This window comes from Aeromonas sp. Y318-1 (assembly GCF_027706125.1).
GTDB classification, from domain to species: domain Bacteria; phylum Pseudomonadota; class Gammaproteobacteria; order Enterobacterales; family Aeromonadaceae; genus Aeromonas; species Aeromonas hydrophila.
The window spans coordinates 57,337-75,364 of the sequence record NZ_JAPDCM010000015.1 but is presented as its reverse complement, the minus strand read 5'-3'; the positions used below and the strand labels follow the sequence as shown (position 1 = coordinate 75,364).

Genomic DNA, 18,028 nt, shown 5'->3' with positions numbered 1-18,028 from the left:
AATGAAGATCCATGTCCTGATGAAAACCGGCTTGATCGGCCTGCTGTTGAGCGTGCTGGCGGGGTGCCAAAGCGCCCCCCACGGCCTGACCGCAGAGCAGATCGCCGTACTCAAGGAGCAAGGCTTTCGCCTGACCGACGAGGGTTGGACTCTGGACTTCTCCAACCGTGTGCTGTTTGCCAACAATGCCGGTGCCCTGACCCCCAAGACCCGTGTGGTGGTGGAAAAACTGGGCAAGACCCTGCAGGAGGTAGGCTTGAACCGGGCGCGGATCGATGGTCATACCGACTCCAACGGGGCGGCGGACTATAACGATCAGCTCTCGTACAAGCGGGCGCAGTCGGTGGCCGACGTGCTGGTCTCGGTCGGTATGCCGCAGGCCAACCTGGACATCCGGGGCCGTGGTGAACGCGATCCGATCGCCGACAACAAGACGGCTGCCGGTCGGGCCGAGAACCGCCGCGTGGCGATTGTCATCAGCAATGAATGACATGGTTGTGTAGATAAAAAAAGAGCGCCTGATGGCGCTCTTTTTTGTGGCTCGCAGTTATTCCTGCTTGAGCTTTTCGCGGTCGTGGTGACTGCGCAGGCGGATGTTGATCATCTCCACCGTCAGCGAGAAGGCCATGGCGAAGTAGATGTAGCCCTTCGGAATGTGCAGATCCATCCCCTCGGCCATCAGCGCGAAACCGACCAGGGTGAGGAAGGAGAGGGCCAGCATCTTGATGGTGGGGTGGTTGTCGACGAAGTCACCGATGGCCTTGGCGGCGAACATCATGATGAAGACGGCGATCATGATGGCCAGCACCATGACCGGCACGTGATCCGCCATGCCCACGGCGGTGATGACCGAATCCAGGCTGAAGACGATGTCGAGAATGGCGATCTGGATCAGGGTGCTGATGAAGCCGGACGCGGCGGCGCTCACGCTCTCAGGCTCGGCGGCCCCCTCCAGGGTGGCGTGGATCTCGTGGGCACTCTTGCCGATGAGGAACAGACCCCCCAGCAGCAGGATGAGATCGCGGCCCGAGATGGCCTCGCCCAGCACGGTGAACAGCGGCTCGGTGAGACGCATCACCCAGGCCAGGGAGAGCAGCAGCAGGATGCGGGTACCCATGGCAAGACCCAGCCCCAGGATCCGCGCCTTCTGGCGCTGTGCCTCCGGCAGGCGGCCGACCAGGATAGAGATAAAGATGATGTTGTCGATGCCCAGTACGATCTCGAGCAGGGTCAGGGTGGCGAGCGCGACCCAGGCGGAGGGGTCTGCAATCCATTCCAGCATGATTGAACCTTGGTTGAACTTTGATTGAGGGTTGAAGCCGCGCATTCTAACAGGGGGTTATGGCTTGTCCCAGTGGCAGGAAAAGATAAAAATGGCGGCCATCCAACGGGAGGGACACATGTTTCGTTTAGGACTCATCATCAATCCGGTCGCCGGCATCGGCGGCGCGGTCGGACTCAAGGGCAGTGACGGCATGGTGGCCGAGGCGCTGGCCCGTGGCGCCGTCCCCAAGGCCCGCGAGCGGACCCGGCAGGCGCTGCTTCCGCTGTGTGAACTGGCGGACAGCTTCGAACTGCTGACGGTGGCGGGCGAGATGGGGGCCGATCTTGCCGGCGAGCTCGGCCTGCCTTGCCGCATCGTCCATCAGCCCGCGGCAGCAGCCACCACGGCGGCCGATACCCGCATCGCCGCCGAACGGATGCGCGAGGCAGGCGTCGATCTGCTGCTGTTTGCCGGCGGTGACGGCACCGCGCGGGACATCTGCGCGGCGGTGGGGGAGGCGTGCCACGTGCTCGGCATTCCGGCCGGTTGCAAGATCCACTCCGGGGTCTATGGGGTGACCCCCGCCGCCAGCGGCCGGGTGGCGGCCAGGATGATTGCCGGCGAGCTGCTGAGTCTGGTGGATGCCGAGGTGATGGACATCGACGAGGAGGCGTTTCGCGCCGGCAAGGTGCGTGCCCGCCATTACGGCCAGCTGCAGGTGCCCGGCGATCTGCGCTATGTGCAGGCGGTCAAGCAGGGGGGGCGCGAGTCTGAAGAGCTGGTGCTGGCAGACATCGCCGCCGGCGTGGTCGAGCAGATGGAGCCCGAGACCCTCTATCTGATGGGCTCCGGCAGCACGGTGGCGGCCTGCATGACGGAGCTCGGCCTCGAAAATACCCTGCTCGGTGTGGATCTGGTGGAAAATGGCCGTCTTATCGGGCAGGATCTGTCCGCCGCCGAGATCCTGACCCGGATCCGTGGCCGTCGCTGCCGGTTGATCATTACCCTGATCGGCGGTCAGGGACATCTGTTCGGGCGCGGAAATCAGCAACTGAGTCCAGAGGTGTTGCGAGCCGTCGGGCGGGACCAGATCCAGGTCCTGGCCACCAAAGCCAAGCTGGCGGCCCTTGCGGGCAGGCCCTTGCTGGTGGATACCGATGACCCGGCGCTGAACCGGTCGTTAAGTGGTTATCTGCGGATCACCACGGGATACAAGGATCAGGTCATCTACCCGGTGGCCAACCCGGAATAGGACATCAAGGATGCGGCTGGCCTGGCGCCAGAGAGCCGTGATCAACCGGATCGCGGTTCCACTCCCCCGAATTATTTTGCCGGCAACCCCGGAAAATGAGGCTGCGTTAAATGACGATTCATGATTTTGAGCACAAGTTGTTGGGACTGATAGACGGCATGGTGGCCACGGCGACCGACGATGAGCTGTTTGCCGGGGGTTATCTGCGCGGCCACATCTCGCTGGCGGTGGCGCGGGCCGAGCTGGAAGGCAAGACCCTGGTACGGGATGTAAAGAGTTATGTGCTGCGCAGCCTGAACGAGGCCATCCTGCAGGGGGAACTCTCCGAGCAGGATGAGAAGCTGGTGCAGGCAATGTGGATTCGTTTGCAACAACAGGCAGAAGCTTGATCGGTTACACAGTTCAAACAGAAGTTTGAGTTTATTCTTCCCTGAGGTTAGTGAAAGGTTAATAATAAGTTTCGCCTTTTGTTTCAGGGATTAAACTATGGCTTCCTCCTCGCGCATTGCCAATAAACTGCCGCTCGAAATGCTCTACCAATGGGAGCGGCAGTGTCCTGACCGAGTCTATCTGCGTCAAACCATCAACCGCGAATACCTGGACTTCACCTGGGGTGAGGTCGCTGACGAGGCCCGCCGCATGGTGACAGCATTGCGTCAGCTGGGGCTGGTGGCCGGCGACAAGGTGGCGCTGCTCTCCAAGAACTGCGCCCAGTGGTTCATCGCCGATCTCGCCATGCAGATGGGGCAGTACGTGAGCGTGCCCATCTATCCCACTGCCAACGTTGACACCATCGAATACGTGCTGCGTCACAGCGAGGCCAAGGCGATTTTCGTCGGCAAGCTCGATGACTGGAAGAGCCAGGAGGCGGGGGTACCCGCCGAATTGCTGCGCATCGCCTTTCCCTATGACACCATGCCGGCGGCCCATCAGTGGGACGATCTGCTGGAGCAGCACGAACCCATCCCGGACAGCCCGGTGCAGGCCCCGGACTCCCTGCTGAGCCTGGTCTACACCTCCGGCAGCACCGGCAAGCCGAAAGGGGCCATGCTGAGCGTCGAGCGCTACGCCTGGTCGTGCGAGAAGCTGGTGGAGGCAGTCGGGCTGTGCGAGCAGGATCGCGGCTTCTCCTACTTGCCGCTGGCTCACATCACCGAGCGGGTCTATGTCTATGGCGGCAGTCTCTATGGCCGCGCCGAGATCGCCTTTCCCGAGTCCCTCGATACCTTCATCGAGGACGTCAAGCGCTGCCGTCCCACCGTGTTCATCTCGGTGCCACGACTGTGGGCCATGTTCCGTATCAAGATCCACGAGAAGCTGCCCCAGAAGAAACTCGAGCTGCTGCTCAAGATCCCGTTCGTGTCGGGCCTCATCAAGCGCAAGCTGCAAAAGGGACTGGGGCTGGATCAGGCGCGGGTGCTGGGCTGTGGCTCGGCGCCGGTGGCACCGGCCCTGCTCGAGTGGTACCACAGCATCGGCATCGAGATCACCGAGGCCTGGGGCATGACCGAGAACCACGCCTTCTCCACCCTCAACTACCCGTTTAGGGCCGACAAGATAGGCACGGTCGGCAAGGCGGGGCCGGGGGTCACCATCAAGATCTCCGACGAAGGGGAGATCCTCTGTCGCTGCGAGGGGATGATGCTGGGTTACTACAAGGATCCCGAGCACAGCCGTGAAGCCATCGACGAGGAGGGCTGGCTGCACACCGGCGACATGGGCAAGCTGGATCGGGAGGGTTATCTCACCATCACCGGCCGCATGAAGGACGTGTTCAAGACCGCCAAGGGTAAGTATGTGGCGCCGGTGCCCATCGAGGGGCTGCTCGGCCAGGAACCCATCATCGAGCAGCTGTGCGTGATTGGTTACGGCATGCCGCAGCCGGTGGCCCTGGTGCAGCTGGCGGAGAGCGCCATGAAGGGGGATCGCAATCAGGTCAATGCCCAGCTGGAGGCGGCCCGCAACCGGGTCAACGAGCAGCTGGAGTCTCACGCCAAAATTCGCGGCATCCTGGTGGTGAAGAGCCCCTGGAACATCGAGAACGGGGTGCTCACTCCGACCATGAAGATCCGCCGCCACCTGCTGGAGCAGAAGTATGCCGACCTCGGCGACGCCTGGTCCTCTTCCCAGAGCATCATCTGGGAGTCCTGACGGGGCCCGGCAGGCTTGCTGCCGATCACCACAAAACAACAAGGGGAGCCACTGGCTCCCCTTGTTGTTTCAGGCAACGGCAGGTCAGACCGCCTGATACTCCAGCTCGACCGAACCGAGCGCCTTGAGGGTGGCGCGGGCGGAGTCCTGCTGGCTGATCTGGCCATCCTTGCTCTCCAGCAGCACGGCGCGGCGGATGGTGGCGAGATCTTCGCCGCCCAGCACCGCGTGAGCACAGGCCATCTGCATCGGTGGCAGGCTGGGGTTGAAGGCGGCGTTTTCGGCGTAGCGACCGCAGAAGATGCGACCGTCGGCGAACTGCAGCGCCACCGCGGCATAGCCCTGGCTGTAGGGGGCGTAGCTCTGGCGGGCGGCGGCCAGCGCGGCCTGCCACAGCGGATCGTCGCTCTCAAGCGTGAGTTCGTCGTGGGCCTGCGGGCTCATCAGCGCGTCCGTGATGTCCAGATCCGCCGGGCCGAACGAGTGGGGCAGGAAGGATTGCAGCGCGCTCAAGTCATCCGGCAGGGAAACCTTGAGGGTCTTGGCGGTGCTCAGCTCGTTCATGAACTGGCGGCAGTGACCGCAAGGGGTGTAGTTGACGGTGATTTCGGAGATGCCGGTCTCGCCGCCCAGCCAGGCGTTGGAGATGGCGGACTGCTCGGCATGGACCGAGTGGAACAGCCCTTGACCTGCAAACTCCATGTTGGCGCCGAAATACCAGTTGCCGCTCAGGCCGCAGGCGATGGCACCGACGAAGAACTTGGAGATGGGGGCCACCGAGCAGGCGGCGGCCAGCGGCAGCAGGGCCAGGCGCAGGGCGCGATCGTCAAGACCGGTGGCGGCCTTCAGCGTGGCGACCTGATCCGGGGTGAAGCGAGCCTGGAAATCATCGCCCAGCATGGGCAGCAGCGCCGCCTTGAGCGGGGCGGACAGGGTATCGAGTGGCTTGGCAAAACGGGGATGCATAGTGTGTCCTCAAAGGCCAATTGGGGGGCCATTGTAGGGAGCAAGCTCGGCTAAATGTGTGAGCGTGCTCACGCCCTGACGGGCAAACGGAGGGGGATGGTAATGGAAACGTTTGTCTTGTGCAAATTGTGCGGCAGGTCGCACATCGGCGGGCCCGCAGGCCCGCCATCGCGGAAAAGGGTGCTCTTCAGCTCAACCAGTGGTAAATGGCAAACAGCAGGGGGGCCACGGCGGCGGTGAGGATGCCGCACACCACCATGGCCAGGGAGGCAAAGGCCCCCTGGGTGATGCCCTGCTCGGCGGAGGTGGCGGTGCCGATGGCGTGGGCGCAGGCCCCCATGGCCAGCCCCTGGGCTTCGGGGTCGGTGACCCGCATCAGTTTGAGCAGGGGGAAGCCGATCAGGGCGCCGACGATCCCGACCACCACCACCACGGCGGCGGCGATGGCGGGAATGCCGCCCAGGGACTGGCTGACGCTCATGGCGAGCGGCGTGGTGATGGATTTGGTGGCGAGCGAGGCCAGCAATGCCGGATCGGCGCCCATAAAATGACCGATCAGCAAGGTAGTGCAGACCGAGATCAAGACCGAGCTCAGGGTACAGATTAGGATGGGCTTGAGCCTGGCCTGGATCTGGCGGGCCTGCTGATAAAGGGGTAGTGCCAGCGCCACCACCGCCGGCTCCAGCAGCGCTGTGATGGGGTGGGTGCCGCTCTCGTACTGTTCCAGCGGCAGATCGAACCAGAGCAGCAGGCCGATGATGACGGCGGTGGGCACCAGCACCGGGTTGATGATGGGCCAGGGCAGCTTGCGATAGAGGGCCCGGGTGGCGAAGTAGAGCGCCAGGGTCAAGGGAATGGCCAGCCAGAAGATCATTTGTTCATCCTCTGGTAGAGGCGGCCGACGGTGCCGAGGATCAGCACGATCCCGAGCACGATGCAGAGCATGATGAGGCCGAAGGATTGGCGCAGGGGCTCCAGCCAGGCCACCAGCCCGACTGCCACCGGCACGAACAAGACCCCCATGTGGCGCAGCAGCAGGCCGGCGCCCTGCTCAACCCAGTGCAGTTTCACCAGTTGCAGGGAGAGCAGCACGAACAGCAGCAGCATGCCGATGATGCTGCCGGGGAAGGCGAACGGCAGGATGGCTGCCAGGGTTTTACCCGCCAGCAGGCAGGCGACGATGACCAGAAAGTCACGAAGGTACAGCAAGGCACGTTGCGCGATCACAGGAGCCCCATCTTGGTAACGGTGAACTAAGGAATACGCCAGTCTACCAGAGAGGCCTGGTCGCGGCATTAAAACAATAACAGCTGAAATCAGTTCGTTTGAGGCTGATTTAATTGAAGATTTTCAGATAGAACCCTTTTCGAACCACAAGGAGTCGCCATGACATCTCTCTTGTCCCGCCTGCGCCAGCTGGCGGACGACCACCATCTGCCCCCTTCGTTGCTGCAAACCCGCCAGTGGGAGGGCCCCCTATGCCGGGTACGGCTCGACAACACCGGCAGCAGCGAGGCCCGGGTCGGGCACTGGATGCTGTTTGACGGCAAGCTCGGCCTCTCGCCTGCGTGCGCCATCTACGGCGAAGGTTTCCAGATGCTGGCCCAGACCATGGGTAGCTGGCAAGCGCCGCAGCCGGTCGGTCGCTGTCCCGATGCCGGTGTCTATCGGATCACCGATGATCAGGGTTATCACACGGTGCACAACCTGCTGCTGGTGGAGCATGACAAGGGCTGGTTGCTGCTCGCCTTTGCCAGTTGTCAGCGCTTTGGCGGGGAGTTTCGGCTCTACCCCGATGGCCGGCTGCAGATCCTGATGAACGGTGAGGGGCGTGTACTCCCGGCCGGCCAGTTCTGGCAGAGCGAGGCGCTGCTCTGCCTCGAGGGGAAAGATCGGGAGGCGCTGCTGGCCGAATTGGCGCAGCGGATCGAGGCCGAGCATGGCTCGCTGATCGGCCAGGTTGGCGAACGCCCCAGCGGTTGGTGCTCTTGGTATCACTACTACGCGGACGTGAGCGCCGCCGACATTCGCGAGAACCTGCAGGTGCGTGCCGAGCGCTTTCCGGCGCTGCGCTACGTGCAGATCGACGACGGCTATCAAGCCAAGATGGGCGACTGGCTCACCCCGTCGGCCAAGTTCGAGCAGGGGGTGGCGTCCCTGGCCGCCGAGATCAAAGGCGCCGGCTGCGAGCCCGCGCTCTGGGTGGCCCCCTTTATCGCCGAGCCTGGCTCCCAGGTGTTTCAGGATCACCCCGACTGGTTCGTGAAGGGGGATGACGGGCTGCCGCTACCCTCCGAGCGGGTTACCTATGGCGGCTGGCGCTGTACCCCCTGGTATGTGCTGGATGGCACCCACCCCGAGGTACAGGCTCACCTCGAGCGGGTGTTTCGTACCCTGCGTGAGCAGTGGGGCATCCACTACTTCAAGCTCGACGCCAACTTCTGGGGGGCCATCCACGGCGGTCGCTTCCATGACCCGGCCGCCACCCGGGTGGAGGCCTACCGACGCGGCATGGCCGCCATCCTGTGCGGGGCGGGCGAGGGGGCCTTCCTGCTCGGCTGCAACGCGCCTATCTGGCCAAGCCTTGGGCGGGTGCACGGCATGCGGGTGAGCGATGACGTGGAGCGTAGTGGTCATCGCTATCGCCAGATCGCTCGCGAGGCCTTCTGCCGCGCCTGGCAGAACGACCGGCTGTGGGCCCTCGATCCCGACTGCATCTGCCTGCGGGATCTGCCGAGCCAGCAGGCGAGCCCTGCCGAGTACCGTTTCCATCTGGCGGCGCTGGTGGCAAGCGGCGGCATAATGCTGGCCGGGGACCGGCTGCAGGATCTCGACGAGGTACAGGCGGCGCAACTGCGCAAGCTGCTCGAGCTTTGCGCGGCGCGCGCCCCTGGCGCCCGTTTCGAGTCGATGGACTTTGCCTGTGGCGAGGTGAGCCTGCCCGGGGGCGGCACCCTGCTCTGCCTCTTCAACTGGGAGGTGCAGCCTCAGGAGTTCCTGTTGCCGGCAGGGGGCGAAGATTTCTGGGATGAGGGGGCAGTCGGTACCGCGCTCACCCTGCAGGGGGGCGAGGGGCGGGTGATCCGCTACCGCTGAGCAGGCTGGCAATCATGATTCAGGCTCCCATGGGAGCCTGAATCTATTGCGAAAGGCGTTGCTATGCCGGGGTCAGTAACGCCACTCGAAGCCGATGGCGTAATTGGCTGCACCATAGCCCGGGATCTCGTTGCTGGAGAGCAGGGCCTTGAAGGTGAGCTGCGCAGTGAGCGGAATGCCGAGCCCCATGCCGAGGGCTACCTCGTCGTTGGTGTTGCCCATCATGTCGGCCCGGATCATCCGATAGAGCGACATGTCCTGGCTCATGTGCACGTAGCTCTGGGAGGCGCGGTTGTAGAGCTGGCCGAACACTTCCAGCTGGAAACCGGCCTGGGGGGTGATGGCCAGCGGCACGCCGACGAAGTTGTAGAGATCGGAGCGGTTGAAATAGCTGTTGGTGATCTGGGGGGTAAAGTCGGTCTGCTGATAGAGGCGGCTGAAGTTGCTCTCGATCAGCTGGTAAGTCTGCTGCGGCAACTGCAACAGATAGTCGGGGACATCAAAACGCACACCCGCCATGCTGGCCGATGGCAGCAGGGCGCAGATGAGCAAACCAAAACCGGATAATCCTGAACGCATCGGATGCGGCATCCCCAAGGGTCGATAGGCCAACCGGCCGTTAGTGCAATGTTAGCGCACAAATAATTGAAACATCAGGAGTCTTTTCTCCCCTTCCCATTATGTCGCGGGGCGGGGGAGCGTACAGTCATTTAACCGTGAGGCGGGTCACATCTCACAGATTTTCGAGGTAGTGATAGAGGCTCTTGAGGATGGCAAAGTTCCGTTCGTTACCCTGATTCTGCTCGGCCAGCGCCTCGAGGCGCGGTACATAGTCCGGCAGACGGCGGCTGAAGTAGTCGCTGCAGTGCAGCCGCCAGCGCTTTTGCTCCGCTTCGCTCAAGGTGTGTGGCCAGTTGCGGGCACGGTAGCGGAACAGCATCTCCGGCAGCCGTGAGTCGGTGAAGGCAAACTCCCGCTCGCCCAGCAGATCCGCCGGGGTGGCGCGCACCAGATCCATGGTGGACTTGTCGCCGTGACCGAAGAAGCCGGCGTAGAGCTGGGTATCCGGGTCGCCGTCATTGTTGCCGGCAAACTCCTGATTGAACACTTCCACCAGTTTTTCACGCACTTCGGGGTGGGCGCGTAGCAGATCCAGGCTCTTGCGGCACTGCTCCCGGTCGATGCCAAGCTGGTCGGCACGCTCCGCCGTCAGGGTGGCGGCCGGCGCCAGCACCGGGCACTTGTTGATGTGCACCAGCTTCACCGGAATGCCGGCCAGATCCCCCAGCTCCTCTTTCTTGGTGTAGAGGCGCTCGCGTATCTCCTCGCTGGTGAGCTCGATGAGCGGGGTGGGGTCACGGGTCAGATCCACCATGATCACCGCGTTCTGGTTGCTGGGGTGCCAGGCGAGCGGCGAGACCCAGCTTGCGCACCCCTGCCAGGGGGAGAACATGCCGGAGACGTGCACCAGCGGTTTCATGGTCACCACGTCGATGAGGGCCTTCACCTTGTTCTTGTTGCGAAGGTCAAACAGGTAGCCGAACAGCTTGGGCTGGGCCTTTTTCACCAGCTTGGCCATCTCGATGGTGGCCAGCACATCGGACAGCGCATCGTGGGCATTGGCGTGGGCCACGCCGTTGGCCACCGTCAGCTTCTCCAGCTTGAAGCTCGGCTTGCCCTCTTCATCAAACGCCCACTTGATCCCCTCCGGGCGCAGGGCGTAGCAGGCCCGCAGCATGTCGAGAATGTCCCAGCGGGAGTTGCCGTTCTGCCAGGCGTAGGCATAGGGATCATAGAAGTTGCGATAGAGGGTGTAGCGGGTCACTTCATCATCGAAGCGGATGCTGTTGTAGCCCAGCACGCAGGTGCCCGGGGTGGCGAACTGCTCGTGGATCTGACGGATGAAATCCGCCTCGCACAGCCCGTCCTTCATCGCCTTCTGCGGCGTGATGCCGGTGATCAGGCACGCCTCCGGCTCCGGCAGGTAATCCGCCGGCGGCTTGCAATAGATGACCAGCGGCTCGCCGATGAGGTTGAAATCCCCGTCGGTACGAATGCCGGCAAACTGCGCCGGTCTGTCCCTGGCCGGGCTGATGCCGAAGGTCTCGTAGTCGTGGAAATAGAAGGTAGGATTTGTCTGCTGGTTCATTTCGTGGTTCTGAATTGTGTCTATATGCTTGAAAAACAAGTCGTTATACGGAGTGTTATCTCAGATTGTCTCACTTTGTCCGATCTTGATTCAGTCCGTTTCAGACCAGTTTGGTACATATCTGTGTACACGTTAGGACGCGTTAATGTGTCAGTGAAAAATCAGATGACCAGTCATAGGAGAGTCATATGACACTTACTGATACGAAGCTACGGGCCCTCTATGGTAAGCCCTACTTTGGCAAGAGGGAATTGTCAGACCGTGATGGATTGTCAGCTCGGGTCACCGAACGAGGCACCATCTCGTGGCAATATCGCTATCGTTGGCAAGGAAAAGCGGCGAGACTCAAAATTGGACGCTATCCCGACCTTAAACTCGCTGATGCCAGGGCGTTGATCCCTGCTATCCGTGGTGCACTTGAGCGTAATGAACATCCCAGAGTTTTCTGGGATAAGCTCCACCAGAAGCATGATGTCACACTGAAACAGTGCTGCGAGCATTTTCGTGAGCACCATCTGCCCAAGCTGCGGCCCCGTACGGTCATGCTCTATGAGCATACCATGCAGCGCTATTTCGAACCTCTGTTTATTGGTATTCCGGTTGAACAGATCCCGTTTTCGAGCTGGCTGGAGTGGTTTGATAAGATTGGCAAGAAAAAGCCGAAAAACGCAGGGCATTTATTGCGCAGGTTAAAATCCATTCTTAGTTTTTGTATTCGGCGTAATCTCATTGGCGGCTCCCCGGTGCTGCAATTACGCACCGAAGATGTGGGCTCTCAACCTGAGAGAGGCACTCGTGTGTTGACCATGCGTGAACTCGCTCAGATTTGGATTGCATTTGAACAGAGCAGGGCCAGCCGCGGATTAAAATTGGCAGCCAAATTGGTGATCCTGCTAGGCTGTCGCAGCGGCGAGGCATTGGGTGCACAGTGGAGTGAGTTCAATATGGAGGAGCAAATTTGGACGGTTCCCGCTGCTCGTGCCAAATGTGGGGCGCCAATACGTAGGCCTATTCCTAGTAGGGTGATGATGTTGCTGCAAGAAACGGCCGTGAGATCTCGGCTAAAGGGGGGACCTGTATGTCGCTCTCCGGTGAATCAAACGCAGTCACTGAGTAGCGCATCTCTCATCCAGCTAGCTGAGCGTGTGCGAGATAAACTGGAGCTGCCGTATTGGCGTATGCACGACATGCGTCGAACGTTGAGTACTCGCCTATCGGAAGAGCGCGTTATGCCACAGGTAACCGAGAAAATTCTTGGTCACAGGATGGCGGGTGTCATGGCTATTTACAATCTACATGATTGGATTGATGAGCAACGTGAGGCATATGAGTTATGGGATAAAAAATTAATGGAGGCAGTAAAATCATTGCAGGAACTCTAAATATAACCGAACCATGAAATCATATAATTCATCATCTAAGATGAGTGCTTTCCCCTTGATATCCAGTTGTTTACCGCTGCAGTCGAATAAAAGCCTTTATTGAGAGGTGGTGGGAATTTTTCTTCTTTAATCCATCTATACAGCGTCGATCTGGATATGCCAAGTTGTTTTAATAGTGTTTTGGTTTTTATTAGTGTTGGCTCATTGTTGTTCATATATTCTCCTGTTTTTTAGGAGGTTAAACATCACAGCTACACATGTCAATTTGCGATTATTTTAGACGGTTGTTTTTATGATATATAAAAACAAACCGCCGCCTTCATACTGTGAAAATCAATTTAATAATTGTTTTTGTGTATTATAAAAGCAATGAAAATGGCTATGGAGCAATTTGGCTTATGGTTATGATATGTAAATTTCAATAAAAATTTTGGCTCGTGTTAGCCCTTGATGGTTGGGTATAGAGTGGTGTTGTTGCCCAAATCAGCCTGCAAGTCATGACTTCCCCAGCTCCTGGTGACCGTTAGACTCGGGGCTTTCTGATAGCTAGAACAAGGGTATTCAGTGTGTTTATGGCGCTGACATACGCCATGACTTCTCCCACTTGGCCGTTGTAGTTACGCAGGCTGATTTTCCCCGCCAGCAACTGATTGCTGTCTCTGCCAGTGAGCGACGGTGATACCCCGTTATCTTCTTCCAGTGTGCCAGCCCTTCCTTACGCAGCACCAGCACAGCGTCATTTCTTGGGTGTCCCTTTTTCCATAACCCCGCGCTCTTGCGAGGCGGGATACAGGCTGTCGCACCTTTGCGCGAGATAAGCAGATGGCTGGCTTTGCTGTCATAGGCGCCATCCGCATAAACATGTCCCAGCTTACGCCGCAGAGGGTTGAGCAAGGTGGGCAACACCTCGGCATCATGGACATTTTCCAGCGAGACTTCCGCCGCCACGATATCGTGGGTCACCGGGTCTACCGCTAGATGCAACTTGCGCCAGACTTGCCGCTTCTCCGCGCCATGTTTTCTGACCTTCCATTCGCCTTCGCCAAACACCTTCAGGCCAGTCGAGTCGATAACCAGGCCGGTGATGCGCCCCTTGCTGGGCTGCCGATAGGCCACTGTCACCGTGCGGGCGCGCTTGCTGACACAGCTATGGTCCGGTGCGCACAATGGCACATTCATCAACTCGAACAGGGAGTCGAGTAGTCCCTGAGTGGCCCGCAGAGTGAGGTTGAAAATCCCCTTGAGCATCAGGAAGGTACAGATGGTCTGGCCAGTGTAAAGCGGGCTGCGGCCCCGCCGCCCATGATGCAGAGTTGAAGAGGATGGTAGTGATCAGATCACCAAGTTCTCAGTTAGTTCCATTCAAGCTATATCGATTTGGGCAACAACGCCGATTTACACAATTTCAACTAGCATTTTTCCACTCAGAATCCCCGATTTACCACATCGGGGATTCTGTATTTCAACACATGATACAGTCGCTCCACGTTGTAGATATTCACCGCCTTACGTACCATCTCCCGCGTGACGAATAACATCCAGTGTCTCCAAGTTGAACAGGTCTGGATAAGATTATTATCAGAGTGTGATATTAGTGATGGTTTTATTTGTATTGAATTTAAGATTCCAGGCTTCTTCATTTTTCACTCTGAGCAGTAATGCATGTTATATTTGTCTTTTCTCCGCCAGTAAATGAGTCGTAACTCTGTCACTTACCGTAATAAATTAGCAAAATTAAAAATATAACTTATAGTGAGTGAGATAGCATGAATTGCTACTCAGAATTATTGTATTTAACATGGCTTTTATATAGAACAGATTTCATCTTGAAATACAGGGGATGTAAGTGAAGGTCAGCATGAAAAGGTATAATTATTGAATATCTACAAGGTGGCGTCGAAGCCATGCATGAGATGTATAATAAGGTATTCCTTGGTTGGGTTTCGATTGGGTGCGACAAGGCAGCTTGGTTATAATTAATGGTATCCCATTGTACTATCTTGGGACAAGATACTAAGACGAGTATGGAAGGGATGATAAATGCATATCTAGTCGCTTTATCTTCATATTTTGATGGGTTTTCTGAGTTGTCTGTATGGTAAATAGGCTCAGTAAGGCGTTGTGTAGAAGTGTCTGCCGCCATATGGCAGCGCCAAATGCTTATTGCCATATAGTGGCACGGATTTTTGATATTGAGCTAATAGTTTTACTAGCTTAAGGCTTTGTTTTTTAAAGAGCTATTTTTTAATGATTCGGTTTTGTGTACATGATAAAATCATAGCGATTTGCATGCAAAAATCTGGAAAAATCACCGATAAACATTGCCATAATATGGCAATAGAGCCGTTATATGCCATCAAGAATGGTTACTCATTAACCTGTATATAGATTGGTGCTTTAATGGTGGTTGCTTGATTTGTTGATGTTCATTGCGGTATGACAGTTTATTGAAAATAGGGTGTTATACCGAAAATTCTCATCTAGGTGAGGTCTGTATTTCCTCAGTTGATACTGATTACTGAACGCTCAATGGAATTAAGTTAAATTTTAGAATGGACTATGCTGTAGCGTTGAGAAGCGATTACCATTTATACGGCTAAGATAGTCTAAAAACTGAGCTTTTTATAGAAAAGTGGCTGTGTCATATTTCACTGAAATGCGTCATCTTATGGGTCCACGATACCGAGTACTATCGATATATAATTAATAGCAATCGACATTTCTATGCGATTTATTAAAAATTAACCTATTTACTGACGATAGCGAAAGCAACAATAAAACTCCGTGCATGGCCACTTTGTCAGTTTCAAGCTCTTGGCCTGCTCTAGCAATTTTTAAAGCAGTCAACATATCGCCGATCAATGTGAGATTTCGCGTCGCTCAGTGATCAGTCATATCGATGCGTTGTGTACTGCTGGCCTTTTGATTAAGCAGGCTCGGAAAGGCCCCAATGGGAAGAGGTCAAATGTCTACTTGTTGATACTTGATAGTGAATCTCATGCACATCCAGATGTGCAAGAGATGCACATAGAATCAGTCACTCTTTAGATCCAGTCATTGAACCAAAGATCCCCCCTGTATCCCCCCAAGGGGACAAACGCCCAGACAGTGAGCCCCCACGACGAGGTACACGCTTGCCGAACGACTGGGTGCTCCCAGGCGAGTGGGGGAGGTGGGCTATCCAGGAGACAGGCCTCCCCAGGGAGCGGATCTTGCTGGAGGCGGCCACGTTCGCGGATTACTGGCAGGCACTGCCCGGCGCAAAGGCCGTCAAGCTGGACTGGGAGAAGACCTGGCGTAACTGGATCCGCCGGGCTGCCAGCTCGTTCCGGACCACTGCGCAGCGCAAGCCACTGGAAAACCTGCAGGCTGCCCAGCAGGCCGCTAAGGCACTCAGAGAGTCGGGGAGGGGAGTCTATGACGACAGCACTCCGCTCTGACGAGACGACGGCCCTGAGCGCATCAGGGGATGCTCTGCAGGTCAGCGCCCGCATGTCGGTGTTCTTGGCTGAGGAGCTGCTGCCATTGATGGCAGGACTTTGGCCTGCCAATGCTAACCAGCTGGACAGCAATGCCCGAGGTGTAGCGCTGGCCTGGGGGAGCATGCTAAGGGGCTTCAATGCGCAGCAGATCCGCGAGGCGGTGCTGCAGCTTGGGGAGGATGTCGATCGGCAGTATGCGCCGCGGCCGGCGGAGGTAAGGGCTGTTATCCTGCGTAATAATCCCGTTCCCAGCGCTGCGCCAGTTGGCCGCCAGGTGTCCCTGCGAGTATGTGAGATGGAGGCGGAGGTGAGAGTTTACCTACGAAATCGCAGTGTGCCGGCAGAGGAAGTTACAGCTGAGCTGCGGAAGGTGTTGGCTGAGAAAGCCCGACAAGGTGTGAGTGTGATGGGGAGGGGGCTTAATGCTTAAAGGCGTTGTTCATGAGGTAGTAGACAGACATCGGCCTCTGGCCGATGTCTGCTGTTTTTACCTTTTCAATCCAGTAATTGAATAGCACCGATTTTAAAAAAACTATTCATCACTATCGCCTTCCTCATTACTTTCATTGTTGTTTTTTGATGAAGAACGTGATTTCTTTTCAGAGTCTTTAAGTCTTAATAAACTATTGCGGGCTTCATGAATTTTTAATAAATAATTTATGTATTCATCTGTGTAATAATTATCTTTAATATCGAGCGCTAGGTGTTCATTATCTATAAAGTGTTCAAGTAAAATTTCTTTAGACTTTATATACTCATCTTTATTATATTTGGTTAATAGGTTATTCAGATGCTTTTTGCGATTTTTATTGTTTTTTCTGATATACTATATGCATTGTACCATTTAATATGGTTGTCACTAATGAAAATTGAGTCTAGCAAGGAGGCAATTGAACTCTCTTTATTTTCAGAATCAACACTAATCATTTGGTTTATCGCGTCTTGTATTGAGCTTTCTTTCACGTCCACAGCTAGATTTGATTTCCCATCTTCAAGAAACGTTGCCGTCGAATACATGTGAAATGAATTGACGCTCGTGGTTCTATAAATCTCAGATTGGAGTTCTGGTAATGGGCCAATTTGTTTTTTTCCATTTGACTCCATGTTTAACCACCAGTCATCTTTATTGTCATCAGTGATAAAAATAATATATTTAACACCGCCGTTACTGGCTTTTTCAAGAAGTTGCTTCCAAATTATATAATCCCCAAACTGTTTGTCATATTTCAAGCCATTGTGCTGATAAAAAGCAGTATCTTGTTTCGACTTAGCAGCGTCTTTGAAACCTGGAGGGATTTTATTATCGTATCTTACTTGCCCTTCTTTAAAAGTTTCATCCAGCCATTCTTGGTCAGGTGGCGGGCTGCCCACTTTGTTTTCAAAATATAAATCTAAATTGTTTCTGATTTCGTCATTTGATCTTACGCATGGTTGATTATCATCCCAATGCTTCACGGAACGTTTATAACTAGAAATGCTTCTCCCAATTTCATTTTCTAATTTTTCAGTGTTTTCATATAGCTTTGGAAAACGTCGTTTTAAAGCTAATTGCTCAAAGTCTCCTTTAAATACATTCTGTATTTTTTCTAAATTTTTTCCGATTGAATTAAAAATTGACTTTTCATGCTTGATTATATCAAGTCTTCTACGCTGATATTCAAGGCCTACATGGTAAGGGATCCAAATCCTTTCACTTAGCGCGTTTATTATTTTGAAGAAGTCATCTCTAGTCTGCTTTGCATAACCATAGATATTGAGGAAAACATTTGTGTCAAATACAAATAATGTTTCTGGACTTTTCCATAATTCCTTCAGTTTACCACTATCAGTATTATAGTAACCCTTGAAGCTATCTTTCATGATGACTATCTCTCTTTTTTTATCCGAACTAACAATACTTAGCGTTCATAGTTATTGTATTTATGAACACCAAAGAATGGGCAACAGTCAGTATCAGAAGCATCTCTTAGTATTGCTAGTATTGCTCATATTTATATAAATGAATTTAAGTCAAGGGAGTGCAGATTTGATGGCAATTTGGGATAATCTGCTATCTCTACAGTCAAGACCTACTTCCCAATCAATTCCAGATGGCTGCAGGGTGTCGATAGGGATTATGAGATTGATGAGCCGCCACTGGTCTATCTGCTGAATTGAACTGTGCCGTTATGGACATTGTTGGTTTAGATGCTCTTTAACACGATGAATGCAGTGGCTTTAATTCGCTTGGTGTGCTTTGAATAGGTGGGGGTTGCCTACTCTACTAAGTAGGGGACGCTGCAATAT

General features: G+C 55.7%; 16 protein-coding genes and 1 pseudogene. 8 read left to right on the top strand and 9 right to left on the bottom strand.

The genetic code is table 11. The features are described from left to right. Position 1: 1 nt before the first annotated feature. Positions 2-490, top strand: coding sequence for an OmpA family protein (locus tag OKB87_RS19695; protein WP_017409647.1), 489 nt, complete (start codon positions 2-4; stop codon positions 488-490). Positions 491-547: 57 nt separating this feature from the next. Here the strand turns inward: OKB87_RS19695 and OKB87_RS19690 are convergent, their stop codons facing one another. Further along, complete coding sequence (locus tag OKB87_RS19690; RefSeq protein WP_016350476.1) at positions 548-1,282, bottom strand: TerC family protein; 735 nt, start codon at positions 1,280-1,282, stop codon at positions 548-550. Positions 1,283-1,400: 118 nt separating this feature from the next. Here OKB87_RS19690 and OKB87_RS19685 point away from each other — a divergent pair, with 118 nt between their 5' ends. The 3 genes from OKB87_RS19685 to OKB87_RS19675 all read left to right on the top strand — a co-directional run bounded on the left by OKB87_RS19685 (position 1,401) and on the right by OKB87_RS19675 (position 4,667). Further along, positions 1,401-2,516: an ATP-NAD kinase family protein gene (locus OKB87_RS19685; RefSeq protein ID WP_270828328.1), complete on the top strand. Its 1,116-nt coding sequence runs from the start codon at positions 1,401-1,403 to the stop codon at positions 2,514-2,516. A 110-nt stretch (positions 2,517-2,626) separates the two neighbouring features. Beyond that, positions 2,627-2,905: a YfcL family protein gene (locus tag OKB87_RS19680; RefSeq protein WP_011705767.1), complete on the top strand. Its 279-nt coding sequence runs from the start codon at positions 2,627-2,629 to the stop codon at positions 2,903-2,905. 97 nt (positions 2,906-3,002) lie between these two features. Further along, the gene (locus tag OKB87_RS19675) at positions 3,003-4,667 is read left to right on the top strand and encodes an AMP-binding protein (protein ID WP_016350478.1); all 1,665 of its coding nucleotides are present in this window, start codon (positions 3,003-3,005) and stop codon (positions 4,665-4,667) included. 84 nt (positions 4,668-4,751) lie between these two features. Here the strand turns inward: OKB87_RS19675 and cdd are convergent, their stop codons facing one another. From cdd to OKB87_RS19660, 3 genes are all read right to left on the bottom strand, one after another. Then, positions 4,752-5,633, bottom strand: a complete 882-nt coding sequence (gene cdd / locus OKB87_RS19670) for a cytidine deaminase (protein WP_124252890.1) — start codon at positions 5,631-5,633, stop codon at positions 4,752-4,754. Between the two features lie 187 nt (positions 5,634-5,820). Beyond that, the gene (locus tag OKB87_RS19665) at positions 5,821-6,507 is read right to left on the bottom strand and encodes an LrgB family protein (RefSeq protein WP_270828327.1); all 687 of its coding nucleotides are present in this window, start codon (positions 6,505-6,507) and stop codon (positions 5,821-5,823) included. Further along, a complete protein-coding gene (locus tag OKB87_RS19660) occupies positions 6,504-6,860 on the bottom strand; it encodes a CidA/LrgA family protein (RefSeq protein WP_011705771.1) in 357 nt (118 codons plus the stop codon). Before OKB87_RS19660 ends, OKB87_RS19665 begins: the two co-directional genes overlap by 4 nt. Positions 6,861-7,019: 159 nt before the next feature. On the opposite strand from OKB87_RS19660, the gene OKB87_RS19655 reads away from it, so the two are divergent. After that, positions 7,020-8,729, top strand: coding sequence for a glycoside hydrolase family 36 protein (locus tag OKB87_RS19655; RefSeq protein WP_270828326.1), 1,710 nt, complete (start codon positions 7,020-7,022; stop codon positions 8,727-8,729). Between the two features lie 72 nt (positions 8,730-8,801). Here OKB87_RS19655 and OKB87_RS19650 read toward each other — a convergent pair whose 3' ends face one another. Further along, positions 8,802-9,308 (bottom strand): hypothetical protein, encoded by a 507-nt coding sequence (locus tag OKB87_RS19650; protein ID WP_039214596.1) that lies wholly within the window; start codon positions 9,306-9,308, stop codon positions 8,802-8,804. 154 nt (positions 9,309-9,462) lie between these two features. Then, entirely contained in the window at positions 9,463-10,878 is a 1,416-nt protein-coding gene (gene sbcB / locus OKB87_RS19645) for an exodeoxyribonuclease I (protein WP_270828325.1), read from the bottom strand. A 188-nt stretch (positions 10,879-11,066) separates the two neighbouring features. On the opposite strand from sbcB, the gene OKB87_RS19640 reads away from it, so the two are divergent. After that, positions 11,067-12,260 (top strand): tyrosine-type recombinase/integrase, encoded by a 1,194-nt coding sequence (locus tag OKB87_RS19640; protein ID WP_270828324.1) that lies wholly within the window; start codon positions 11,067-11,069, stop codon positions 12,258-12,260. A 35-nt stretch (positions 12,261-12,295) separates the two neighbouring features. On the opposite strand, the gene OKB87_RS23700 is transcribed toward OKB87_RS19640, so the two are convergent. Both OKB87_RS23700 and OKB87_RS19635 read right to left on the bottom strand, forming a co-directional pair. Continuing rightward, the gene (locus tag OKB87_RS23700) at positions 12,296-12,475 is read right to left on the bottom strand and encodes a helix-turn-helix transcriptional regulator (RefSeq protein ID WP_429076515.1); all 180 of its coding nucleotides are present in this window, start codon (positions 12,473-12,475) and stop codon (positions 12,296-12,298) included. 308 nt (positions 12,476-12,783) lie between these two features. Beyond that, positions 12,784-13,568: pseudogene (locus OKB87_RS19635) on the bottom strand (IS5 family transposase); the annotation flags it as partial. 1,904 nt (positions 13,569-15,472) lie between these two features. On the opposite strand from OKB87_RS19635, the gene OKB87_RS19630 reads away from it, so the two are divergent. After that, complete coding sequence (locus tag OKB87_RS19630; protein WP_270828323.1) at positions 15,473-15,700, top strand: hypothetical protein; 228 nt, start codon at positions 15,473-15,475, stop codon at positions 15,698-15,700. Then, a complete protein-coding gene (locus tag OKB87_RS19625; protein WP_270828322.1) occupies positions 15,678-16,172 on the top strand; it encodes a hypothetical protein in 495 nt (164 codons plus the stop codon). Before OKB87_RS19630 ends, OKB87_RS19625 begins: the two co-directional genes overlap by 23 nt. 356 nt (positions 16,173-16,528) lie before the next feature. Here OKB87_RS19625 and OKB87_RS19620 read toward each other — a convergent pair whose 3' ends face one another. Beyond that, positions 16,529-17,602 carry a PIN-like domain-containing protein gene (locus OKB87_RS19620; protein WP_270828321.1) on the bottom strand — a complete coding sequence of 358 codons (1,074 nt, stop codon included), beginning with the start codon at positions 17,600-17,602 and terminating at the stop codon, positions 16,529-16,531. Positions 17,603-18,028: the final 426 nt, after the last annotated feature.

What these genes read in the sequence shown, in the direction of transcription:
- OKB87_RS19620 (WP_270828321.1), bottom strand. Translation starts at nt 17,602, where the DNA reads ATGAAAGATAGCTTCAAGGGTTACTATAATACTGATAGTGGTAAACTG.
- sbcB (WP_270828325.1), bottom strand. Translation starts at nt 10,878, where the DNA reads ATGAACCAGCAGACAAATCCTACCTTCTATTTCCACGACTACGAGACC.
- OKB87_RS19650 (WP_039214596.1), bottom strand. Translation starts at nt 9,308, where the DNA reads ATGCGTTCAGGATTATCCGGTTTTGGTTTGCTCATCTGCGCCCTGCTG.
- OKB87_RS19690 (WP_016350476.1), bottom strand. Translation starts at nt 1,282, where the DNA reads ATGCTGGAATGGATTGCAGACCCCTCCGCCTGGGTCGCGCTCGCCACC.
- OKB87_RS19695 (WP_017409647.1), top strand. Translation starts at nt 2, where the DNA reads ATGAAGATCCATGTCCTGATGAAAACCGGCTTGATCGGCCTGCTGTTG.
- OKB87_RS23700 (WP_429076515.1), bottom strand. Translation starts at nt 12,475, where the DNA reads ATGAACAACAATGAGCCAACACTAATAAAAACCAAAACACTATTAAAA.
- OKB87_RS19685 (WP_270828328.1), top strand. Translation starts at nt 1,401, where the DNA reads ATGTTTCGTTTAGGACTCATCATCAATCCGGTCGCCGGCATCGGCGGC.
- OKB87_RS19680 (WP_011705767.1), top strand. Translation starts at nt 2,627, where the DNA reads ATGACGATTCATGATTTTGAGCACAAGTTGTTGGGACTGATAGACGGC.
- OKB87_RS19665 (WP_270828327.1), bottom strand. Translation starts at nt 6,507, where the DNA reads ATGATCTTCTGGCTGGCCATTCCCTTGACCCTGGCGCTCTACTTCGCC.
- OKB87_RS19640 (WP_270828324.1), top strand. Translation starts at nt 11,067, where the DNA reads ATGACACTTACTGATACGAAGCTACGGGCCCTCTATGGTAAGCCCTAC.
- cdd (WP_124252890.1), bottom strand. Translation starts at nt 5,633, where the DNA reads ATGCATCCCCGTTTTGCCAAGCCACTCGATACCCTGTCCGCCCCGCTC.
- OKB87_RS19655 (WP_270828326.1), top strand. Translation starts at nt 7,020, where the DNA reads ATGACATCTCTCTTGTCCCGCCTGCGCCAGCTGGCGGACGACCACCAT.
- OKB87_RS19625 (WP_270828322.1), top strand. Translation starts at nt 15,678, where the DNA reads ATGACGACAGCACTCCGCTCTGACGAGACGACGGCCCTGAGCGCATCA.
- OKB87_RS19675 (WP_016350478.1), top strand. Translation starts at nt 3,003, where the DNA reads ATGGCTTCCTCCTCGCGCATTGCCAATAAACTGCCGCTCGAAATGCTC.